General features: G+C 45.0%; 16 protein-coding genes. 9 read left to right on the plus strand and 7 right to left on the minus strand.

Features of this window, described 5'->3' with window-relative positions; all coding sequences use genetic code 11:
- Window positions 1-3: 3 nt before the first annotated feature.
- Window positions 4-1251, plus strand: coding sequence for an MFS transporter (locus DTQ70_RS11290; RefSeq protein WP_122930895.1), 1248 nt, complete (start codon window positions 4-6; stop codon window positions 1249-1251).
- A gap of 128 nt (window positions 1252-1379) precedes the next feature.
- On the opposite strand, the gene DTQ70_RS11295 is transcribed toward DTQ70_RS11290, so the two are convergent.
- The 4 genes from DTQ70_RS11295 to DTQ70_RS11310 form a co-directional block, all read right to left on the minus strand.
- The gene (locus DTQ70_RS11295; protein ID WP_122930896.1) at window positions 1380-2813 is read right to left on the minus strand and encodes a RagB/SusD family nutrient uptake outer membrane protein; all 1434 of its coding nucleotides are present in this window, start codon (window positions 2811-2813) and stop codon (window positions 1380-1382) included.
- Between the two features lie 19 nt (window positions 2814-2832).
- Window positions 2833-6318, minus strand: a complete 3486-nt coding sequence (locus DTQ70_RS11300) for a TonB-dependent receptor (RefSeq protein ID WP_229600118.1) — start codon at window positions 6316-6318, stop codon at window positions 2833-2835.
- A 133-nt stretch (window positions 6319-6451) separates the two neighbouring features.
- A complete protein-coding gene (locus DTQ70_RS11305; protein WP_122930897.1) occupies window positions 6452-7540 on the minus strand; it encodes a FecR family protein in 1089 nt (362 codons plus the stop codon).
- 46 nt (window positions 7541-7586) lie between these two features.
- The gene (locus DTQ70_RS11310; RefSeq protein WP_122930898.1) at window positions 7587-8180 is read right to left on the minus strand and encodes an RNA polymerase sigma factor; all 594 of its coding nucleotides are present in this window, start codon (window positions 8178-8180) and stop codon (window positions 7587-7589) included.
- Window positions 8181-8504: 324 nt separating this feature from the next.
- On the opposite strand from DTQ70_RS11310, the gene DTQ70_RS11315 reads away from it, so the two are divergent.
- The 3 genes from DTQ70_RS11315 (at window position 8505) to DTQ70_RS11325 (ending at window position 12787) form a co-directional block, all read left to right on the plus strand.
- Window positions 8505-12050, plus strand: coding sequence for an SNF2-related protein (locus DTQ70_RS11315; RefSeq protein ID WP_122930899.1), 3546 nt, complete (start codon window positions 8505-8507; stop codon window positions 12048-12050).
- Window positions 12051-12191: 141 nt separating this feature from the next.
- Entirely contained in the window at window positions 12192-12386 is a 195-nt protein-coding gene (locus DTQ70_RS11320) for a hypothetical protein (protein WP_122930900.1), read from the plus strand.
- A complete protein-coding gene (locus tag DTQ70_RS11325; RefSeq protein ID WP_122930901.1) occupies window positions 12386-12787 on the plus strand; it encodes a type II toxin-antitoxin system death-on-curing family toxin in 402 nt (133 codons plus the stop codon). The genes DTQ70_RS11320 and DTQ70_RS11325 overlap by 1 nt, the downstream gene beginning before the upstream one ends.
- Window positions 12788-12844: 57 nt before the next feature.
- Here the strand turns inward: DTQ70_RS11325 and DTQ70_RS11330 are convergent, their stop codons facing one another.
- The 3 genes from DTQ70_RS11330 to leuS all read right to left on the minus strand — a co-directional run bounded on the left by DTQ70_RS11330 (window position 12845) and on the right by leuS (window position 17004).
- The gene (locus DTQ70_RS11330; protein ID WP_122929371.1) at window positions 12845-13573 is read right to left on the minus strand and encodes a hypothetical protein; all 729 of its coding nucleotides are present in this window, start codon (window positions 13571-13573) and stop codon (window positions 12845-12847) included.
- A complete protein-coding gene (locus DTQ70_RS30675) occupies window positions 13503-14057 on the minus strand; it encodes a hypothetical protein (protein ID WP_164489881.1) in 555 nt (184 codons plus the stop codon). The genes DTQ70_RS11330 and DTQ70_RS30675 overlap by 71 nt, the downstream gene beginning before the upstream one ends.
- Window positions 14058-14175: 118 nt before the next feature.
- The gene (leuS, locus tag DTQ70_RS11335; RefSeq protein ID WP_122930902.1) at window positions 14176-17004 is read right to left on the minus strand and encodes a leucine--tRNA ligase; all 2829 of its coding nucleotides are present in this window, start codon (window positions 17002-17004) and stop codon (window positions 14176-14178) included.
- Window positions 17005-17066: 62 nt separating this feature from the next.
- On the opposite strand from leuS, the gene kdsB reads away from it, so the two are divergent.
- From kdsB to DTQ70_RS11360, 5 genes are all read left to right on the plus strand, one after another.
- Entirely contained in the window at window positions 17067-17846 is a 780-nt protein-coding gene (gene kdsB, locus DTQ70_RS11340) for a 3-deoxy-manno-octulosonate cytidylyltransferase (protein ID WP_122930903.1), read from the plus strand.
- Between the two features lie 5 nt (window positions 17847-17851).
- Window positions 17852-18904, plus strand: a complete 1053-nt coding sequence (gene corA, locus DTQ70_RS11345) for a magnesium/cobalt transporter CorA (RefSeq protein ID WP_122930904.1) — start codon at window positions 17852-17854, stop codon at window positions 18902-18904.
- Window positions 18905-19126: 222 nt separating this feature from the next.
- Window positions 19127-19705, plus strand: coding sequence for an RNA polymerase sigma-70 factor (locus DTQ70_RS11350; RefSeq protein ID WP_122930905.1), 579 nt, complete (start codon window positions 19127-19129; stop codon window positions 19703-19705).
- Between the two features lie 125 nt (window positions 19706-19830).
- The gene (locus DTQ70_RS11355) at window positions 19831-20853 is read left to right on the plus strand and encodes a FecR family protein (protein ID WP_122930906.1); all 1023 of its coding nucleotides are present in this window, start codon (window positions 19831-19833) and stop codon (window positions 20851-20853) included.
- A 295-nt stretch (window positions 20854-21148) separates the two neighbouring features.
- A complete protein-coding gene (locus tag DTQ70_RS11360) occupies window positions 21149-24397 on the plus strand; it encodes a TonB-dependent receptor (protein ID WP_122934370.1) in 3249 nt (1082 codons plus the stop codon).
- Window positions 24398-24407 lie beyond the last annotated feature (10 nt).

Consider the following 24407-nt stretch of genomic DNA (forward strand, 5'->3'; position numbering starts at 1 on the left):
CCCATGAAATATCGCTACCGAACGCTTGCTTTTTTATTCGCGCTTTCGATTATCACTTTCCTTGACCGCGTTTGTATGAACGTTGTCAGCAAGTACGTCAAAGCCGATTTAGGTTTAAACAACCAAGAATTAGGCTGGATTTTAGGCGCATTTTCATTGGCTTATGCACTATTTGAAATCCCGACGGGGGCCATGGGCGATCGCCTTGGCCCCCGTCGCGTTTTGACGCGGGTGGTACTTTGGTGGTCGGGCTTTACTGCACTGACGGGTACGGCCTTCAACTTTTTGTATTTACTCGTCGTACGTTTTCTTTTTGGTATGGGCGAGGCTGGCGCCTACCCCAACGCCACCATTGCCATTTCGCGCTGGTTTCCTGCCATCGAGGTAGGCCGTGCCCAATCGGCCATTTGGGCGGCGGGGCGCATCGGCGGCGCGCTTACTCCCCTGCTGGTCATTCCGTTGGTTCATGCGGTGGGTTGGCGCTGGGCATTTGTGGTATTAGGAGCCGCAGGAGCGCTTTGGGCGTTGGCTTGGTTTATTTGGTTCCGCGATGAGCCAGGCTCCATGGAAGGCATTTCTGAAGAAGAAATTCGGGAGATTGAAGTGGGCAGAAATCTTAAACAGACCGACCACGCCATTCCGTGGAAAACCATTATTCTCAATCCCGACATCTGGGCCTTGATGTTGATGTGTCATTTGTTTTTTTACGGCTCTTATTTCTTCACCAACTGGTCTTCTACCTATTTTCAAGAAGGCCGCCACATGACCGAAGAACAGTCAAAAAACTTCATTTCACTGTCATATTTTTTGGGGGCTATTGGCTGCGTAGTAGGCGGTATTCTCAGCGATTTTCTTACCAAAAAATACGGTTTAAAAGTAGGCCGTCGTGCCGTTGCACTCACAGGTCTGGGCTTATCTAGTTTCTTTTTCTTAGCCGCTGGCCTTACGCCCGACGACCAATTAGCGGGTTATTTGTTAGCCATTTGTGTCCTGACCAAAGACTTAGCCCTGCCCGTTGCCTTTGCGGTGTGTGTGGATATTGGCAAACGAAACGCAGGAACAGTAGCTGGCTCAATGAATTTTGCGGGACAAATGGGCGGGTTTTTCATCACTATTATCTTTGGAATGGTGGTCGAGAATACCAAAAATTTCAATATTCCACTCTTTCTGATTGCGAGTTGTTTGTTTGTAGCCGCGTTGCTTTGGCTCAAAATTGACCCTACCAAAACGGTGAATTTGAAAGAAAGCTAAATCTTCTAACGATTAACTTCACTAACAAAAAGCAAGCGCAGCCCCATATTACAGGGCTGCGCTTTTTGTATTTCTAATAATGGTAGATATAGTTTAAATGGCCGAGTAATAGGCTGTTATTGCTAACATTAGTACCCTGGATTTTGCTTAATCTTGGATGGATTAATATCTATCTGACTTTGCGGAACGGCAAAAACGAGGTTATTTTCGGTTAAACTGGCTTTAATGCCAATGGCTTGTGCCTTGGCCGTAAGCACAGGAATGGCGCGACCTGTACGCACCAAATCGAACCAACGATGTCCTTCAAACGCCAGCTCCATACGGCGTTCTTGCTCGATAGCTAAGCGCATTTCGGCCTGATTTAACGTGCCTTTTGCGGCTAACCCCGCTCTTTGACGAACGCGGTTGAGGTAAGGCAATGCCTCCGCAGGTTTGGCCGTTTCATTGAGCGCTTCGGCATACATCAACAACACATCGGCATAACGCAACACAGGGAAATTGTCTTCCGAATCACCACTGACGGTTGGAGCATCCGAATATTTGCGGACGTAGTTGTACTCAACGCGCACGCCTTGGGCGTTGGTATAACCTGTTGCCATTGAGGCATTTTGGCGTAAATCTCCCGCTTCGTAGGCGTTTACAAAATCGGCGGTGGGGCGGTTGTTCCCACCTCCCCCAAACTGCACCACTGAGTTGCCTGAGTTTTCAGGAGCGTAGGTATTGGGGAGGCCGTTGCCTTCTCCGATTGAACCTTTTTTGTATTGAATATCAAAAATTGATTCTTTATGGTTTTTGTTGGCCGCTTTGAATACATCTGCGTAGTTGGGCAACAAATCATATACGCCACCGTCGATGACCTCTTTGAGCTTTGTTGCTGCTTCGGCGTATTGTTTACGGGTCAAATACACTTTTCCGAGCAACGATTTGGCCGCACCTTTGGTCGCGCGCCCTACATCAGCTCCCGTATATCGGTCAGGAAGGCTTGCTTCGGCTTCAGTCAAATCTTTGACGATTTGGGCATATACATCTGATACCGACGCGCGCGCGTATTCATATCCTTCGGCAGGGTCGGTGGTTTCTTTCAGTACCAACGGCACATCGCCAAATACCCTTACTAAGTTAAAATACATCAGCGCCCGCAAAAACTTGGTTTCGCCAACAACCCGCTTTTTAAGGTTCTCGTCCATCGACACTGCGGCAATCCGATCAATAATAGCATTGGCGCGGTAAATACCACGGTAGCCGTCGTTCCAGCGAGTAGCTAAGAAAGGATTGGTAGTACGGAGATAAAACTTATCAAACTCGTCTTGGTCAGTAACCGAGCCTGACAATACAGGTGTGGTATCGTCGGATGGTATTTCTGAAACTACGTAGTAACTGCCATATTGTCCCGAGGACTGAAGTGAGCCGTAGGTCGCATTGAGGGCAATCACCATGTCATTGCCAGTCTTATAAAAAGTAGCAGTGCTGGTAGAGGAAATAGGAGCAAGTGCAAAAAAACTCTCTTTACAACCGCTCAGACTTAGTACGACGGCGGTAAGGTATATGTATCTTCTTTTCATTGTGTTACCGTTTTTGGGATTAGAAACCGATATTCAAACCTATGGTATATGTACGCGCTAATGGATAAGAACCATAATCGACGCCACCCGTAAGGGCGTTTTCGTAACCACTCACCTCAGGATTGAAGCCCAGGTATTTGGTGGAAGTAAAGGCATTTTGGATACCACCATACAATCGAAGGCTTTGGATTTTAACGCGTTCAAGAGTGGCTTTTGGCAAGTTATAACCTAAGGTGATGTTACGAACTCGGAAGTAACTTGCACTCTCAACCCAACGGCTCGAAATAGCGTTGTTGTTTCCAGTAGTACGTTGATTGGCACGCGGGACAATCCCGTTGCCTGGGTCTTGCGGTGAACGCCAGCGATTGAGTACGGTCGATAATTGATTTTGACTTCCCTCTAAGTTTTCGATAAAACGACGGCTCAAGTTTAGAATCTGCCCACCTTGAATTCCTTGAACGGTAATTCCAAGATCAAAACCTTTGAAAGACAAGGTATTTGTCATACCATAAATAAAATCAGGCTGGTTGTTTCCGATAATTGTACGGTCGTCAGCATTGATTTTACCATCGTTATTGATATCCGCAAACTTCACATCACCAGGGCGCGCCGTGGCGTCGTGTGGGTAGCTGTCCAAATCGGCTTGGTCTTTAAATACCCCCAATTGCTGGTAGCCGTAGAAGTTTCCAAGTGGTTTACCAATGACTGTAATGTTGGTTTCCCCCACACCCGTACCACTTCTAATGGCATCGCCTGTGGGCCCAAGTGCCAATACTTTGTTGCGGTTAAACGAAATATTCAAATCTGTCGTCCATTTCAAATTACCAGTGGTGTTGCGAGTCACAAGGCCAAATTCCATTCCTTTGTTTTCAACTTTGCCAATGTTACGACTGGCGGTCGAAAAACCTGTGAGAGTAGGAACTTGTACCGAAAGTAGTAAATCGGTAGTGATTCTTGAATAATAATCGGCGGTGAAGAAGATTCGATTTTTCCATAAACCTAGCTCCAAACCAATATCCGTTTGACGGCTTTTTTCCCAAGTTAGGTTATCGTTCCCGATGGTTGAAGTAGCCAAACCATTGACAAGGGCATTTCCGAAAACGTAGTTATCAGCCCCCAAAATACCGATTGAGCCATAGTTTGAGAAAGCATTATTTCCCGCCAAACCATAACTTACCTTGAGTTTCATTTCGGATATGGTCGGAATGTTTTTCATGAATGGCTCTTCCGTAACGCGCCAGCCAATAGAAGCTGATGGGAAGATTCCATAACGCTGATTCATTCCAAAACGAGATGAACCATCGCGGCGAATAGAAGCATTGACCAAATAACGGTCTTTGTAAGTATAACCTACCCTTGCAAAATACGACGCCAACGACCACTGATCGCGCAAAGAACTACCACCGATTATTACGCCCGCGTTGACTGTACGTACAATATCGTTGGGGAATCGGTTAGCGTTGACACTATTCGACTCAAAATCATTTTTTTGTGCCTCAAAACCCACCAAAGCATCGAGGTAGTGATCGGCCATAAAGCTGACATTATAACCTAACGTATGGCTTGTAACCCAGTTGATGGATTGGCGCGTAGCCGAAGACCCCGAATTGGCGTTGGGAGGCAATAATTGATTCAATGGAATGGCCGATGTCTGGAACTGATTTTGGCGGAAATAATTTAAGTCAGCACCAAAAGTAGCGCGGTATTTAAGGGTTTTCCAGATCGTCAAATCTGCGTATGTATTGCCCAACAAGCGCAATGTAGTTGCCGTATTATCTAACTCTGTGATGTTAGCCACAGGGTTGGTAACCCCAGCCCAGTCATACGCTCCTGCAATCGACGCTTGGGAGTTGTAGGTCACGCCATCTGCTTGGTAAATTGGAATGATAGGTGCTTGCGATAAAGCGGCGTTGATGACACCATTGCTTGCCCAGTGTCCATCCGAATTGACGCGGCGCTCAGTCGTAAACGAAGGGCTAACACTCATTCCAATTTTTAATTTTGGCGACAATTGGGCGTCGATATTGGAACGGAACGTGTAGCGTTTTAGTCCCGAAGTATTGATAATACCGTCTTGTTTTAGGTAATTTCCCGAAACCATGTACTGGACTTTATCAGTTCCGCCCGAACCCGACATCTGGTAACTACTGATGGGTGCTTGTCTAAAAATCAGGCTTTGGTAGTCGTAAGACGTTAATGAAGCAGGGTTGTCAAAGTCGATTCCTGGAAATTCGCCACGTGGATAACGGTAGCGGTTTCCTGCCGCGCGTACGCTGTTAGGGTCAGAAGCCTGCGCACCCGCTACGCGTTCTACATAGGCGTTGTTGGAAGCTTCCTTGCTAAATTCCGCAAATTGTTGGGCATTGAGCATGTCCATTTTTTTGCTAATTTCTTGCACGCCCGTATAATAATCAAAATTGATACGGCTACGTCCCGCTTTACCCCGCTTGGTTGTAATCATCATTACACCGTTGGCTCCTCTTGAACCAAAAATAGCGGTAGCGGAGGCATCTTTCAATACATCGACGCTTTCGATATCATTGGGATTCATTAGATTAAGGCCGCTACCGTTGGTTAGGTCGCCTGAGTTAAGAGGCTGTCCATCCACCACAATCAACGGCCCATTTCCTGCGCTGATTGAGCCGAACCCTCGGATTTTCACCGAAGGGCTATTGCCAGGCGCACCTGTGGTTTGCTGAATTAACACCCCAGGAAGTTTTCCAGCCATCCCTTCTGCCACGTTGGTCACGGGCATATCCTTGATGTCTTGCGCGCTAATAGAGGCGATAGAACCCGTTACGTCTTTCCGATTTTGGGTACCATAACCCACCACTACGACTTCGCTCAGGGCTTTGACGTCCACTTTTAAGGTAACATCTACGGTAGTACGGCTCCCAACGACAACTTCTTGGGCTTCATAACCAACGAAGCTATACACCAACGTGACGTTCCCTTCTGGAATACTGAGGTTGTACTTACCATCGCTGTCTGTAATAGCCCCTTTGGCTGTGCCTTTGACCACCACACTTACCCCTGGTAATCCTCCCCCACTTTCATCGATTACTTTTCCGATTATTTGTCGGTCGATGGGGGCGAATTCGTTTGGGTGGACAGAAGTTTGATTGGGCGTGGCTGTTTTTTCAGCTTTTACTCGTTTGAGTAAGATACGATTACCTGCTACTTCGTATGCCACTTCCATGGGCGTGAGTAAGCTTTCAAGTACAACCGCCAAGCGTTCGTTGTTAACGGCTAGAGATACACGCTGTGTACTTTTTAGCACGTTGGAGCTGTACATAAATTGCACATTCGTCGTTTTTTCGATGCGCTGAAGCACTTTTTTGATTTCAGCGCTTTCAAAACTTAGCGTGAGTCGTTGATTCAGGAGTTCCTGAGCGTGCATTTTGTGGGCATGAGATATGCTCAAAAATAGCACAGCAACCATCAGTTGCGTCAAAGTAAACCTCATAATTCGAAGCCAAAATTGACCAGTAAAAAGGTTTTGCATAAATTTGTCTGGGTTTATAACATTGGTTTTGAGACATTCATCTTCACTACCATCTTTTTTTAGATAGCTTAGACACACATTTGAAAAAAGTTAAATCCAAATCGGCCGTGCTGGAACCACTGCCGATTTTTTTTTAGATACATCCTTGGGCGTCAAAGATGATTTGGCCGTCCACAATCTCGTAGGTTGCCCCCGTGATTTTACAGAGTAAATTAAGTTTATCATATAAGGATTCGTTTGAAAGCGTTGCGGTGATTTTACAGTTTTTAAGACTTTCATTGTCAAACTGAAAATGAATCCCATAAGCTTGTTCTAATTGATTTAAAACTTGCGGAAGTGGACTTTCGTCATAAGTATAATGGTTTATAATGGCTTCGGGGCGCAACACAATTGGCTCTAACACCAATGTTTTACTGAGTTGTTTTTCTTTTTCTTCAAAGACGGCCGCTTGGTTAGCGGTCAATATCACGCCTTTGGTGGTGGTCATCACATTAGGGGTTTTCTCATCAACAGAATACACCGAAACTTTTCCCGACCGCACTTGTACCGTTACGCGATTATCTGATTTATAAGCCCTTACCGTAAAAACAGTTCCCAAAACTTTGGTGGTTAGCTTACCTGTTTGTACCAAAAAAGGCTCTTTTTTCTTCACTACTTCAAACAGGGCCTCGCCCGTCAGAAACACTTCGCGGTTTTCACCCGTGAATTTTGGGGCGTACTTTAATCGACTATGAGGGCTAAGTTTGACGGTGGAGCCATCCTCTAGGGTCAACAGTAAGAAACCCTCCGTTTCGTTCACCGTTTCGGCCAGCGAATTGTCAAGCGCAGGAATTGAACTCATCAGTGGCGATTTTTCGTCCACATTAATAGCCCACCAAGCGCCAAAGGAAAGAATTGCGCAGGCCATAACCGCCGCAAATTGATAGAGGGGACGTTGCCACCAAAACCGTACGGGCGTTGATACGTCTTGGTCAGAAGGTTTGGTAATTTTTTCTAAAAATTGAGTCACCTCCTGACGAACTTCTTTTTCAGAGAGTGATTCGGGCGCTACATTCATGGCCCGAATAAGCAACTCCGCTTGACGAATGTCTGCCTTTTTTTCGGGATGTTGTTGTAAAAAACGCATCCAAAAACCCTCATCACCTCCTTTTCCACGCACCCAATCTCGGAATGAGTCGTCTTTAACAAAATCTAAGGCGTTATATTCTTCGTATTTTTTCATTTGATTGATGTAATGCTTTTCAGTTAATTTCCCAAAGGCCAATTGATTATCTCACCCACATGGCTACTAATAATAAATTGAGCCCCACTTGCCAGTGTTTTCTTAAACTTGTCAGTGCTTTTTGGAGTAAATTATACAGCGATTGTCGGCCGATTTGCATTGTTTCGGCAATTTGGTCGTAGCTTAGGTCTTGATAAAATCGAAGATAAATGAGCTCTTTTTGGCGTTCGGGTAATTGTCCCAATACGTGTTCCAATCGTTTGAGTTGATATACTTCATACTCGTCTTCAATCATGCGCAGGTCGGCAGAAAACAACACATCAAAATCGTAGTCGTCGTTTAATTCGTAAAAATGGTTGTGTTGTTTTGACAACTCCCTTAGCAACTTCGTTTTAAGCGACTTCAGCAAATAAGCCCGCACATTTTCGACCTCTCCGATGGTCGCATGTATTTGCCAAAGACTCAAAAAAAGCTCTTGGATACAGTCTTTCACCATCTCCCGTTCGGGACAAAAGCGTACTCCCCAATGAAATAAATCGGAGTAATTCAACTGCATCAACTGCGCCAGCGAAGCGGGGTCACCTGCGCGGTAATCTTGCCAGAGTTGTTGGGTATGTTCGTCTTTGGGTCTGGGTTTCATGGGTTCAAATAGGACCTTTACTGACACGAGACCTAAAATCAAAAAACCTAACCCTTGAATTATGAATTTTTTGATAAAAATTTTAACTAAAACATTTTATCTATTCAAACACACTGACTTACAAGTACTTCTTCATATACGCAACAAAATGCGCCCAATCGGTGGGTAAAACCGAGTGGCCAAAGGGCGAGGAATCATACACCGCCCTGAGTTGTCAATCATGTGGTTATAAGCCGCTCAGTTTCAATAGTTACTATTTATCAATTCTGTAGTGTTTCAGACTTCAACAATCCTTCCTTATTTTTGCCAAAAATCGAAAAACGAATGGCATTTCAGCGTAAAAGTACGTTTGGACAAACGTGGTGGGGACAACAATGGATCACGATACTGGAAGGACTCGATGAAAGCGGGCGATTGGCCAGAGGACGTACGTATGCTAACAACGGCTCAGTCCAAAGCATTGCGTTTGAGGGTAATAAAATTGCGGCGCGGGTAAAAGGTACCAGCCCTCGGCCTTATAAAATATCATTCAATATCGACCCACTTTCTCCCTCCGACAAAGCCCGATTGCTGAATTTAATCACTGAAAATCCACTGTATTTGACGCAATTACTGAATCGTCAATTGCCTACAGAATTATTCAACGACTGTCAACGTCAAGGAATTTCGTTATTTCCAAACTCATGGGAAGCCTTTCACTCCGATTGTTCGTGTCCCGACTGGAGCGACCCTTGCAAACACCGCGCGGCGGTGCTGTTTTTGGTTGCCAACGAAATCGATAAAAACCCTTTCCTGATTTTTGAGCTCCGTGATTTTGATTTGTTCAAAAGTTTAGAAACGTTGGGGTTTGCGTCATCTGATCAAAAAGATGTAGAAACGCTCGATGTAGCCGATATTCGCCAACCGTTTGAAGGCTCGGAAGAAATTGTTTTTCAGCCCAACGAAGCCCTGTATGCCCCGCTGGATTTTTCGACGCTTCCCGATATTTCGGATAATTTATTGTCACTTTTGGGTGATAAACCTTTGTTTTACCGAACGGGCAATTTTAAACAGGTTTTACAGAAATTTTACATTCATACTGCCAAAAAAGCGCGCGAACTGGCCGTTTCTGAAGAACCAAGCGAGCAAGAATACGACAAAGATTTGGACGCAGTAGAAAGCGGCGAAATCATCATGGACGAAGCGCTGGGCTTTTTGCAGGCCAATTTTCGAGATACCCGCGAGCGCATTGTCTTTCAATTTGATGAACTCCCCAAGTTTGTTGATTGGATTCATCATTTGCCTTCGTCGCAGTTGCCACAGCTTTCTCCTACCCTCAAAGGGCTTTATTTTTTGAACCGTTTGTCGCTCAAACTCCTTGAACGAGGTGCGATTATTCCCCAATTGCTACGCGCTAAACTCAAACGAGAATACCATTTAATACGCTGGATACCAGCTACAATCAACGAACAAGTTGCCGCCCTGTCGGCTCACGTTCGGGCAGTATTGCCTCCCGAAATCCTGTATTATAAAATTGGGAAACGGGACATTTTCATTCCTACCGAAACAGATTTTATGAATGCCTTGTCTTCCCTCATTTTGACCGAGCGGGTAAGGCAATTCAACGACCATTACGACTACAAAGCCACCGACACCGACGACCTTTTTTTTAGAAACTCAATGGTTTTCTTTGGTGGTTTTGAGTCCCGCGAAATCCCGAGTAACATTCAGTTGTGGCTCAATAAATTTTTCATTGCCCAACGCGATTATGTGCCAATGGTACAAGTGGAAGAACTGGAAGAAGGCTTTAAAGTCAATCTTTTTGTGGAACATAAAAAGTCTGAGCTCAACATTCCGATTCCCCTCCAAACCTTCATGTCCGACCGAAACTATGCCCCCGTACGCATGGGCGTGATGCGCGACTTGTCGATGATGGCGGAGCATTTTCCGCAACTTAATCAACTGATTGCCAGCCATGGAGCGAAAACATTACAATTCGATTCGGAGGTGTTTGCCAATATTCTTCTAAAAATTTTGCCAACGATTCGACTGTTTGGTATCAAAATTCAGTTGCCAAAGTCCTTGCAAAAATTACTCCGTCCGCAGCTTACCATGACGCTCGACAGCGAAGAAGACGGTAAAGTTGCAGCTTCGTCGATTATCAGTTTGGAAAATATGCTCAAGTTCCGCTGGGAAGTAGCCGTGGGCGACGAACACATTGATACTCAAAGCTTTGTGCGGATGATTGAGAACTACCGAGGGTTGGTAAAAATCAAAGACCAGTACGCGTATTTTGACGAAAAAGAAATTAAAACCCTGCTCGAAAAGCTCAAAAACCCGCCTTCGCTCGATAGCAATGAATTGTTACAAACGGCTCTTACTGAAGAATACAACGGTACGGGCGTAACCCTCACCAAATCGGCGCAAAAATGGATGAAATCGTTGTTGAAAAACGAAGCCGTTGCACTTCCCGAGCGCCTTGCCGCCAACTTACGCCCCTACCAACAACGCGGCTACGAGTGGCTGTATAAAAATGCTCGTTTGGGAATGGGTAGCCTCATTGCCGACGACATGGGTTTGGGAAAAACCTTGCAAGTCATCACTACCCTCCTGAAAATGAAGCAAGAAGGGGCTTTCAAAAAATTGAAAGGACTGGTTGTAGTACCAACGACTTTGCTCACCAACTGGTCGAAGGAAATCAGCAAATTTGCCCCCGAGCTTCGTCTGCACCTGTATCACGGTTCGGGACGCAGCTTGGTTCCGCTCAAAGATGCCGATATTTTGCTCACTACCTACGGCGTGGTTCGAAGCGAGGAAGAGGGTTTGAGCAAGCTAAAATGGGCAGTGATGGTGATTGACGAGGCGCAAAACATCAAAAACCCCAATACTGCCCAAACCAAGGCCGTCAAAAAGATGAAATCGGGCATCAAAATCGCCATGAGTGGTACGCCCGTCGAAAACCGCATGGCCGAATACTGGTCAATTTTTGATTTTGCCAACAAAGGCTACCTCGGCAATCTGAAAAAATTTGTGAGCGATTACGCCATTCCGATTGAGATTGACCGCGACCAACACGCCTTGGATAAGTTTAAGCGCGTGACCGAGCCGTTTATTTTACGACGGGTAAAAACGGACAAAAAAATCATCCAAGATTTGCCCGACAAAATTGAAATCGACCAAGCTTGTACGCTCACGGGCGAGCAAGCGGCCCTGTATCAAAGCGTGGTAGATCAAGCCTTGCGTGGAATTGAAGGACAAAAAGATGGGTTTAAACGTAGTGGGTTGATTTTTAAAATGATGACTGCCCTCAAACAAATTTGTAACCACCCCACGCACTACCTCAAAAAAGGCGGCGCTCAACCCGAAGCATCGGGCAAGACCCAATTGCTGTTGGATTTGATTCGTCAAATCCTCGAAAATGGCGAGAAAACGCTCATTTTTACGCAATACGAAGAAATGGGGACATTGTTACAAACGATGTTTCAGGAGCAAATGCAGTTGGAAGTCCCTTTCCTTCACGGAGGTATCAGTCGTAAAAACCGCGATGAAATGGTGGATGATTTTCAACACAATCGCTCGACCCGTATTTTGATTTTGTCGCTTAAAGCGGGAGGAACGGGGCTAAACTTAACGGCGGCCAACAACGTGATTCATTACGATTTGTGGTGGAACCCCGCCGTGGAGGCCCAGGCTACCGACCGCGCTTTTCGGATTGGCCAAACCAAAAACGTATTGGTACACCGTTTTATCACGCAAGGTAGTTTTGAAGAAAAAATCAATAAACTCATCCAAAACAAACGCGAACTCGCCAACCTTACCGTCACCGACGGCGAAACGTGGCTGGGCGATTTGTCTAACAGCGATTTGCGAGATTTGGTGAGACTAGGGTAAAACATAAACCCTTCCACAAACCTTCCCGAAAGTTTGAAACTTTCGGGAAGGTTCATTTCGCGAGTGCCAATTTCCAATTGGAATGAAATAAATTGCATCTTTGTTAAGAAATCGAATTCAGGCATTTTAATAACTACCACTATGACAGCTGTATTGGACAAAAGTATCGTTAAGCAAGCGCTTCGTGAGTTGATTCAAGAAGAACCCGAATTATTTAAAAATATGCTATTGGAAACAGCGATAGAAGAGGCAAAAACTTCACAAGATGCTGATTTTGAAGCATTAATTCGTAAGAATTTTAACCGTTACGAAGAGACGTTTAAGGCACTTGCTTAATGATTTACCTCACAAAACAACAGATTATTCGGTTAAATATAGCAACCATTGAAGCGCACGGAGGAAACTTTATGCCTCCCAGTAATTTTTTACACGAAGAAAATTTAGATTATTTGCTGGAGGCTGTTCAAGCAGAAATGTTTGGAGAACCACTGTACCCAACTATTTCTGACAAAGCTGCCTTGTATTGTTACAACATTATTTGCAACCATATTTTTAGCGATGGCAATAAACGAACAGGATTAGCAGCTGCTTTAATTTTCTTGAATCTCAATTATCACGAGCTACGACTTGAGATCAGCAATTCCATTCTGACGGATTTTATCCTAAAAGTGGCCTCTGGTCAGTCAAGTTTGGAAGAATGTAAAAGGTGGTTCCACGAAAACTCAGTGAAAGTGTAAAGACAACATCCCGAAAGTTGTTGTACGCTTTAAAGTTAGGTACGCTCAAACAGACATTTAGTTTGATTGGTTTTTTTGTTTTGAAAATACGGTCATATTTTTGATTCTATCATCAGTAAGACAGTTATCGGCAATATTTTTGATAATTTGAGTGGAGTTCGAGATTTGCCACTTCAAGGTATCTGGCTTGAATTTAAGTTGGACAAATTGGTGAGCAAATTCTTTTCCTACCCTAATCGTTTGTCCGAAATGCGTAATTTGTCCTACTGATGATACTTTTCGAGTGTAGATTTTTTTTGCAATAAATTCATGAACTCTCTTTGAATCAAAGTCTTTACTTGAAAATACGCGTTGTTTAGTAATTAACTCAGGGAAAGCCATCGCCCTGGTTTTTCCCTCCAGCCGAGTTACTGGATACAGCTGTCGTTGAATATGAATTTGGGCATCTAGCTTGGCTTGTAATTCTTGTAAACAACGGCAAGCTTGCACTTCTGCCCAGCGTTGAGTGGTATCTTGCATTTTCTCAACGCGATTATTCATCTGTGGACAATAAGGTTTATTCCAAGTCAAATCAATATCGTGAGCGATAAGCCACAGCGCTAAAGGCGGAGTAGGTGCCCCAGCAGGACTTCCGAATGGCTCGCCATTATCTACTCTAAAACAACCTGCTTTTCCCCATTTGTTGAAAACCTCAATAAGTTTTTGCCGTATTTGGTCAATGGGCACTTGATTGATTCGGGCATAGGGGGAAAACGGGTGCTTCCAGACAAGCTCCACTTTTTTCATCCACAATGGTCAAATAACAAGCTGATTGACCATTTTCTAAGCTTAATCGTTCTTTGGCATCTACCTGCCAGATGTTATGAACCTGTGTTGATTGCCCAATTTTGGGTTCTAATTTTTGGGAACGTGGTTTGCTCATATGAGCTGACAAAAACCAACGTTGAATCGTGCGTACATGAACCACCTGAGAGCAACCATAGCGATTGACCAGGTGCATATGAATCAAGGGGCTTCCCCAATTTGGATGTAAACGTTTTAGCCAAAGAGCTCCTCGATAAATCACATCGGATCTACTGGGCGGCTTTTTGCCACAGTTCTCATATGCTGTTCGTAAATTTGATTGGGGAGTTTTTTGGTGTTTATGCCATAAGTTTCGCAGGGTAGCATAGGGAACACCTAAGTGTTCACTAATATATTTTAGTGTTTTACCTGAGGCTTTTAACTCCAGTAATGACTGCCGTATCGCTGTATTGGTCGCTTGTCCCATCGGTTGTTGCTTGTATGAGCGTATATCAAAAAACAAAAGTACTTAACTTCTTGCCGCTATAAATACTTAACTTTAAGACGTACAGCAAAGTTTAAAACTTTCGGGATGTTTTATATGATTACAAAACGACGTTTACAATCCGTTTTGGAACGACTACCACTTTTTTAGGCGCTTTGCCTTCCAACCATTTTTGAACCGTATCGTTGGCCAATACACTTTGTTCGATGTCTTCTTTTGACATATCGACAGGGAAAGCGAGGTTAGCGCGAACTTTACCATTGATTTGGATAGGATACTCAAACGAACTTTCTACCAAATACTTAGGCTCAAACACAGGGAATGGAGCGGTGGTCAATGTTCCTGCTTCGTTGCCTAATGCCGTCCAAAGTTCTTCGGTGATGTGAGGCGCATACGGCGACAACAAAATGACCATTTCTTTCAAGATGGCTTTTTTGTGGCACTTCAAATCGCTCAATTCGTTGACCCCAATCATGAACGTAGAAACAACTGTGTTGAACGAATAACGCTCAATGTCTTCCTCCACGCGCTTGATGGTGCGGTGCAATACCTTCAATTCGTCGGCCGTAGGTTCGGCATCCACCAATTTTGATTTACCTGTTTGGTCTTCAAAGAACAAGCGCCAAAATTTACGCAAGAAGTTCGACGTTCCGCTAATGCCGTTGGTATTCCACGGTTTGGCGTCGGTCAATGGCCCCAAAAACATTTCGTACATCCGCAATGTATCAGCACCGTATTTGTCAACAATCGTGTCAGGGTTTACGACGTTGTACTTCGATTTTGACATTTTTTCTACTTCCCAGCCGCAAACGTATTTGCCATCCTCCAAAATAAACTCCGCATTGGCAAAATCTTCTCGCCAATTTTTGAAGGCTTCCGTATCCAAAACATCGTTTTCTACCATATTTACATCAACGTGCAATTTGGTTGTCTCATACTGGTCTTTCAAGCCAAAGCTTACAAAAACGGGTTTTGCGTTATCACTTGACTTCAATCGATACACAAAATTACTTCGTCCCTGAATCATTCCTTGGTTCACCAACTTCGCCGCAAATTCTTCGTGAGGAACCAAGCCCAAGTCTTTCAAGAACTTGTTCCAAAAACGGCTGTACAACAAGTGCCCCGTAGCGTGTTCGGAGCCACCCAAGTAGAAGTCGATGCGCTGCCAGTAGTCGATGGCCTCTTTAGAAGCAAATGCCTCGTTGTTTTGAGGATCCATGTAGCGGTACCAATACCACGACGAGCCCGCCCAACCTGGCATGGTGCTGAGTTCCAGCCCCCAACCCCCAATGGGGGCTTCTGAGTTGACTCCCCCATTGGGGGCAGGGGGGCTATATTTCCATCCTTCCGCGCGGCCTAGTGGCGGTTCTCCCGTTTCGGTGGGAAGGTATTTGTCAATTTTGGGCAATTCTAATGGCAAATCTGCCTCATCAATCAAGTAAGGAACACCGTCTTTGAAATAAGCAGGTACAGGTTCGCCCCAATAACGCTGGCGACTAAACACGGCATTGCGCAAGCGGTATTGTACCTTACCCTTACCCAATTTACGTTCTTCCAACCACTTGATAAGTGTGTCAGTCGCTTCTTGGTAAGTCATGCCGTTGATGATACCCGAGTTGATGTAGTGTCCTTCTTTGGTATTATCGGCCTGTTGGTCAGTGTCTTTTTGGGTATCCAAAATCGGGATAATGGGCAAACCGAAATTCGTTGCAAAGTTCCAGTCGCGCTGATCGCCCGAGGGAACCCCCATGACGGCACCCGTCCCGTATCCAGCCAAAACATAATCGGCCAAATAAATAGGTACTTTTTCACCGCTGAACGGATTGATACAGTAACTTCCCGTGAACACGCCTGACACTTTCTTTTCGGCCATACGATCCACTTCGCTGCGGCTGGCTGCCCACTTGATGTAAGCTTCTACGTCGGCTTTTTGGGCAACGGTTGTTAGTTCTGTCGCCCATTCGTGCTCAGGGGCTAACACCATGAAACTAACGCCGTAAATAGTATCGACGCGAGTCGTAAATACTTCAATCAATTTATCCTGACCCTCAACGGCAAACTTTACCGATGCCCCTTGTGAGCGGCCAATCCAGTTGCGTTGTTGTTCTTTTAATGGTTCAGGCCAGTCGATTGTATCTAGCCCATTTAACAAACGGTCGGCATAGGCAGTGATGCGCATCGCCCACTGTTTCATCAATTTACGCTCCACAGGAAAACCACCACGTTCCGATACCCCGTCTTTCACTTCGTCGTTTGAAAGCACCGTTCCTAAGCCTGGGCACCAGTTCACAAACGATTCTTCGGGAAACGTAAAGCGGTATTTCAACAACACCAATTGCTGTTCTTTTTCGCTCATGGCGTTCCACTCTTCCGCACTAAATTCCGTTACGTCCTCGTCGCAAACGGCATTCACCGCTGCCGAACCACCTTGCGCAAATTGCTCCACCAAATGGCTAATTGGCAATGCCTTGTCGGCCGTACGGTCGTAGTAGTGGTTAAACAACTGCATAAAAATCCACTGCGTCCACTTGTAATAATTAGGGTCGGAAGTACGAATCTTACGGCTCCAATCGTAGCTAAACCCAATATTTTTTAGCTGAGAAATGAACGTATTGATATTTTGCTCGGTCGTGATGGCTGGGTGTTGCCCCGTTTGAATCGCGTACTGCTCGGCGGGCAATCCAAAGCTATCAAAACCCATTGGGTGCAACACATTGAACCCTTTGAGTCTTTTATATCGCGAAATAATGTCAGAAGCAATGTAGCCCAGTGGGTGCCCTACGTGCAGACCCGCTCCCGAAGGATACGGAAACATGTCGAGGACATAATACTTAGGCTTACTTGGGTCGATTTCAGTCCTGTAAGTTTGGTTTTCCTCCCAAAACTTCTGCCATTTTTTTTCGATTTCGCGGTGATTGTATTCGGTCATAATCGTTTGTACTGTGAATTTTCCGCAAAATTAGTGTATTTAGCGACGAAAAACTATTGATTATGATTATTGGAATTATACCCGCGCGTTATGGCTCAACGCGCTACCCAGGAAAACCCCTCATCGACATCAAAGGAAAAACGATGATTCAACGGGTGTATGAGCAAGCTTCAAAAGCAAAATGCCTCACCGACGTAATCGTCGCAACCGACGATGCTCGCATCTTGGAACACGTAGAATCCTTTGGTGGTAAGGCTGTTATGACTCATCCCGACCACCCAAGTGGCACAGATCGGTGCTGGGAAGCCATTCAAGCCCCCTGGCCCCCAATGGGGGAACAATTAACTCCTCCCCCATCGGGGGAGGCTGGGAGGGGGCTATACATCATCAATATTCAAGGTGATGAACCTTTTGTGGCTCCAGAGCAAATCGACGAACTTGGGACAATGCTGGATGGTTCCGTGGAATTAGCTTCTCAAATGATTCCTGTGACCGATGCAGAGTTATTATTTGATATTGGGGAAGCGAAAGTGATTATCAACGAGCAATTCGAAGCCATCTATTTTAGCCGTCAAGTCATCCCTTATTTAAAAGGAATTGACCCGCAAGAGTGGCACAAAAATCATACCTACTACCGACAAGTGGGAATGTATGCCTACCGCGCTGATATTTTGGAGAAAATCACCCGTTTGCCCGTGTCGCCGCTCGAAAAAGCCGAATCATTGGAGCAACTTCGTTGGTTGCAAAACGGCTTCAAAATCAAAATGGGGCTTACGACCTACGAAAGTCATTGCATCGATACCCCCGAAGACGTGGAGAAAGTCTTACATTTCATTCAATAAAAATTATGTCTTCTTCTAAGGTTGGTCTTTCGCCTGGCACGTTGGTATATGTCGGCCCTACGGTCGTCAAAGATACGACCATTACGATGGTTGAATACAATGAAAAATACCATAAGGAACGTACCATTGACAAGGTAGCTGATTGCCAAATTGCCGCCGATGCTTCCTACATCAGTTGGCTCGACGTGGACGGAATTCACGAACCCGAGGTAATTGAAGCCGTCGGGCAGATTCATCACATCCATCCGCTGCTGTTGGAAGACATCATGAATACACGCCAGAAGCCCAAAATTGAGTTCTACAACGACTCTTACGTGTTTATTTCCCTAAAAATGCTGTACTGGGACGACAAAGAACTGAGCATCGATGCCGAACACGTCAGCTTTCTGCTGGGGGCCAATTACTTAATTTCGTTTCAGGAAAAACGTACCAATGATATTTTCGCCCCCGTTTTGGAACGCATCAAAGCTTCGGTGGGAAAAACGCGACGAAACGGTGCCGATTATTTGCTGTTTTCACTCGTTGATCTTATTGTCGATAATTACCTTGAAATTCTGGAGAAAATGAGCGAGCAACTCGAAGAATTGGAAGGGCTGATTTTGGCAAGTAAACACAAAGACCCAATTGAACAACTGTACAATCTAAAACGCCAACTTACGCTGATACGAAAGTACGTGTGGCCGCTGCGCGATATGCTGAGCCAAGGTTTGCGCGAAAACTCAAAACTTATTCAAAAAGGTACGATTCCTTATTTTCGGGATGTGCACGACCACATCACCAACGTCATCGATTCCATCGACTCAAACCGTGAATTACTTACGGGGTTAATTGACATTCATTATTCGACCCTCAGTTCGCGGATGAACAGCGTGATGAAGACCCTGACTATTTACTCGGCGGTTTTTATGCCACTTACGTTCATTGCGGGGATTTACGGCATGAATTTCGACCACATGCCCGAGCTTCGCCAACCCAACGGCTATTTTTATACCCTTGGTGGCATGGCCGTGTTGGCCGTTGGACTTTTGGTTTATTTTCGACGAAGGGGGTGGTTGTAATATCCTTAAAACTACCTTTCCCTTAGGTTAACCTGTGTCGTTTTCCGCCAAAATTTTGCCTTTGCGCTATCTTCTGGCAACGTTCCCGACAACGATTGCATAAAAAAAGCCAACTATTTATTTGTTATGTTCAATTAAATACCCAAACTTCGGATAGACAGAAACCCTCGTCAATGGTTTCAACCCTTTAAAATTTCCACCCTTTTTTACCAATAAAGTCAGGTGAATTATAAATCACTAACCGACGAAATGCTCCTAGTTTATCTCCGAACAGGAGATGAAAAAGCCTTTCGTGAAATTTATCTGCGTTATTGGAAAAAACTATTTGGTCTTGCCACGCAAAAGCTTAAAGATACCGCCGTCACCGAAGAACTTGTGCAAGACATCTTCCTTAAACTTTGGGAACGCCGAAGTACCCTACAAATCGAGCGCCTCGATGCTTATCTTTTTACGGCGGCTCGGTACGCAGTTATTAATCACATTAAATCAAATTTAGTACAAGAAAAATTCGCTGAATACGCGCAATTTCACTATTCGGAAACTAGCTCTATTACAGAAGAACAACTTGAGTTGGACGAATTGATACACGTCGTGGAACAGCAACTCAACGACTTGCCCGAAAAAACACGTCGAATTTTCCAAATGAACCGCTTGGAATACCATACTATCAAAGAGATTTCAAGTAAGTTAAAAGTTCCTGAGCGTACTGTAGAATATCACCTTAGTCAAGCGCTCAAATCGCTACGTTATTATCTGCGCGATTATCTTCCTACACTCCTTTTTTTCAATTTCTTCCTATAGTAATTTATCAAGATTCTTTTCCTCTTTTTTGATTAATTATTGTATTTATCGTAGAATTAATAAAAACATTTGCGGTCTCGTAGTGTTTTCATTGACTTATAAGTTGAAACCACAGCACTACATTTATGAGCCGAAAGAGTTTTAGGCAACTCTTGCAGAAATACCTCCGAGGAGAGTGTACCGCCGAAGAAAAGTCGTTTGTTGAGCACTGGTACGGATTACTAGAGGCCGAAACAGGTGAGTTGGAAAAAAACATGGATACCGATGAACTGGAAGCGCGCCTGTGGGAGCAAATTCAGTCTAAAATGGAGGTAGAAGAGTCGATTGACAACGTCCAGCCCCTCCACAAGCGCATCTCATTCGGCTGGCTTGGCATTGCAGCGTCACTGTTGCTGGTAGCTACTTGGTGGGTTGTTATGCCATGGAACAAAAAAGCACCAACCGATAGCGTCGTTTACAGCGATTGGTTATACCGTACCAATACCTCTACTTCGCCCCTGCTTATACGTTTGGAAGATGGTAGCAAAGTGCAACTTTCCCCCAAAAGCACCCTACGTTTTCCCAAGCATTTTGAGGAACACACTCGAACCGTTTATCTGAACGGCGATGCTTTTTTTGACATTCAAAAATCGCCATCGCGGCCATTTTATGTACATACCGACCGCGTCATTGCCAAAGTATTGGGCACAAGCTTTTTTGTTCGTACCGACACCCATACCAAACACATACGCGTAGAAGTAGTCACAGGAAGGGTCGCAGTGTATGGGCAATCAACCGAAAAACGCAGCCCCGTCGCCAATGGCGTTGTGCTTAGTCCAAATCAGGCTGCGACTTACTATGATGAACAAAAGCATTTTGTGACGGGACTGGTCGAAAAACCAACCTTACTTGAGACGCCCAAGTCAGAAAAACAAGCATTGACCTTTCAGTTTGACGACACGCCCCTATCGGAGGTTATTAGGCGATTAGAACTGGCCTACGGCATAGACATTGTGGTAGAAAACGAGCAACAAAACAACTGTTTACTCACCGCAGATTTGTCCAATCAACCCCTCTTTAACCAACTCGACTTGATTTGTGCTGCGTTAAAAGCCCAGTACGAAGTCCAAGGAACCATTATTCTTTTGAGCGGAAAAGGCTGTCAATAATCCTTTTCCACTCACCACCTAACAACATTTTCAAACCTCTTAATCTTTTTTATCACTATGCGCTTATTTCCACAAATCGAGTAACCCGCTTCAATAAAAAACACCAGCCGTGCTTCCAACACAAACTGGTGCTTTTGCACTCATTTCCTTCGGAGTCAGACCGCGAATCCTATCCCGACAGGAAGTGTTTTTGCTGATTTTTCCACCAACAAAACACCTTAAAGGTATGAAAAAAAACAATTTTATTCTAATAAGCTTCAAGCAATGCTGGCGCTCCAAAACGTTTCTGCGGCTTATGAAACTATCCCTTATTCCCTTCATTTTACTTCTTTCTTGCGTGGGTATGAGCTTTACATATGACGGCTATACGCAAGAAATGATGCATCGTTCGGTGACGTTAAAAGTCGAAGAACAAAAACTTAAACATGTCCTAACTCAAATTGAGAAACAAACCAATGCTCGTTTTGTCTATAGCTCAAAAGTAATTGGTTCAGAACGCAACGTCACCATTTCTATCACGCACAAAACCCTTGAAGAATCACTTCATGAGCTTCTCAAGCCGTTGCACCTCAGTTACCGCTACCTCAATGGCCAAGTTGTGATTGAACCCGAAGAACTCAGCACAACTCCCACACTTTCAACCCCTCAACTCGACCGTACGGTATCTGGGCTTGTGAAAGACGAAAAAAATGTCCCCCTGCCAGGGGTTAACGTAGTCATCAAAGGAACCACCCGTGGGACATCAACTGATGCAAAAGGAGCATTCCAACTGGCGCTGCCAGAAAGCGACAACGTGGTCCTGACCCTTTCTTTTGTTGGCTATCAAAGCCAGGATGTAGCCGTTGGCAATAAAACCACCCTCAGTATTTCACTCGTGCCAGACTTAAACGCCCTCGAAGAAGTCGTTGTTATCGGCTACGGAGCGGTCAAAAAACGCGACCTAACTGGCTCAGTTGTACAGCTCAAGAGTGAACAACTTAAAGAAGTACCCACCGCCAACGTGTTGGAAGCCGCCCAGGGTAAAATTGCAGGCGCTGATATTACCCGTAACAGCGGACAAGCAGGCGCGGGCGTTAGCATTCGTATTCGTGGAAACCGTTCGATTGGCGGAAACAATGCTCCACTAATCATCGTGGATGGCGTCCAATACGGCAACCTTGAAGACATCAATGCCAACGACATCGAAACAATGGACGTGCTGAAAGATGCTTCCTCGATTGCCATTTACGGCTCGCGTGGCGCTAATGGGGTTATTTTGATTACAACAAAAAAAGGTAAATCAGGCAAACCTGATATTTCGTTCAATACCTATTCAGGAATTTCGCAAGTAACGATGTACCCTAAAGCGATGGACATCAACGGCTTTCGCGACCTAAAAAGAGAAGCATGGCGTGCCGCAGGGGTATGGAATAGCCCCACCGACGACCCCGCCATCTTTACCAACGTGGCCGAATACGACGCCCTCCAAAAAGGCATTTGGACCGACTACCAAGATGCATTGATTCATAAAGGTCTGCAACAAAACTACCAATTGGGGGTACGTGCAGGCAACGACCGCCTGAAATCATACATCTCCGTGGACTTCTTCAACGAAAAAGGCATCTTAAAGCTCGACGAAATCAAACGTTATACGGGTCGCCTCAACGTGGACTATACCATCAACGATTGGATGAAAATTGGCCTTCAGAGTCAATTGACCTATTATGACCAGAGCGTCCGCCGCGACCCCCTCAACCAAGCCAACAAAATCAGTCCGTTGGGCTCATTGTATGATAACAATGGCAACTTTAACTTTCTCATGCTTGACGGGCAAACGGCCAATCCATTGGCAGATGAACAACCCAACGTTTTCACAAATTCAGTACTCACGACGCGCTCCTTAACCAACGGATTTTTGGAATTTACACCTATCAAAGGTTTGACAATCCGAAGCACGTTAGGAGTCAATTTAAGCTTCAGCCGCAATGGTTCTTACGCATCGCCTCAGTCCATCGACCGCTCGCTCACGGGCAAATCGCTCGCAAGCTACACCGCCAGCAATGGAAAAACCGTTAACTGGGAAAACGTTGTTACTTATCAACGAACAACTGGCCAACATGCACTTACCGTCACAGGGGTAGCGAGTTATTTAGGAAACTCATCGGACAATGTTTCGGCCTCAGGGGTCAACCAATTATTATCAACTCAATTGTTTTATTCGTTAGGAAGTGCTTCCGAAGAAATCAAAATCAATTCTGAGTATTCTAAAAACAACCTGCTTTCGTACGCAGGTCGCCTCAATTATGGCTTCCGCGACCGCTATTTGTTGACCCTTACAGCCCGTAAAGATGGTTCGTCTAAGTTGGCACCAGGCAACAAATGGACGTTTTTCCCTTCGGCAGCATTTGCGTGGCGAATCATTGAAGAATCGTTTATGCAGCGTATCAAGGGTTTAAGCGACCTAAAACTTCGGGTAAGTTATGGAATAGCAGGGAATGACCCTTCTGGCCCGTATGCTACCCAGACAACGCTTGCTCGTGTGGCATTTGGTTTCAACGACATTGCCGTTCCCGCCTATACTTTCTCTCGAATTGTCGGAAATACTGAATTAGCCTGGGAGCTGTCTGATACCAAAAACGTGGGTCTTGACGTTGGTTTGTTCAACGGGCGCGTTCAAGCTTTTCTTGATTTTTATGACACCCGTACCACCGATTTATTGCTCAACAGAGGTTTACCTCCTACGACAGGGGTAACGACCGTCAAGCAAAACATTGGTAAAACCCGCAACCGTGGCGTAGAACTAGCCATTGGAACAACCAACATCCGTACCGACAATTTTACGTGGAATAGCAACATCACCTTCTCAAAAAACAGAGAAGAAATTGTAGAATTGGTTACTGGGGGCAATGACATTGGCAACGGCTGGTTTATTGGTTATCCCATCAACGTTTATTATGACTACGAAAAAACGGGTATTTGGCAATCATCAGAGGCCGACCAAGCGGCAAAAATGTTGCCAACTCAGCTGCCAGGCGAAATCAAAGTGAAAGACCAAAACGGTGACGGCAAAATTGATGCTGTCAACGACCGTGTGATTTTGGGGAATCCTCGTCCACGCTGGAGCGGCGGTCTTGATAATACGCTCAAATTCAAAAATTTTGACTTGAACTTCTTCATTTTTGCGCGTATTGGTCAGATGATCAACGCCGACCGTTACGCTCGTTTTGACGCCCAAGGCGTTGGCAATAGTACGGCTGGATTAGACTACTGGACACCCGAAAATCCCACCAATGCCTACCCAAGACCCAACAAAAATGGAGGCTTAAAGTACCTTTCAACTTTGGGTTACCAAAACGGGTCATTTGCCCGCATTCGTAATGTATCGTTGGGGTATAACCTTCCTGCCAACGTATTCAAAGGAAAAATTATCAAAGGAATGCGAGTGTATGCCACGGGCAAAAACCTCTATACTTTTACCAAGTTAGACTATGACCCCGAGCGCGGTGGTTCTGAAAACTTTCCTATGACTAAGCTGTTCATCATCGGACTTAACGCCAATTTCTAACCCCACTGAC

The organism is Runella sp. SP2 (assembly GCF_003711225.1).
GTDB lineage: Bacteria > Bacteroidota > Bacteroidia > Cytophagales > Spirosomataceae > Runella.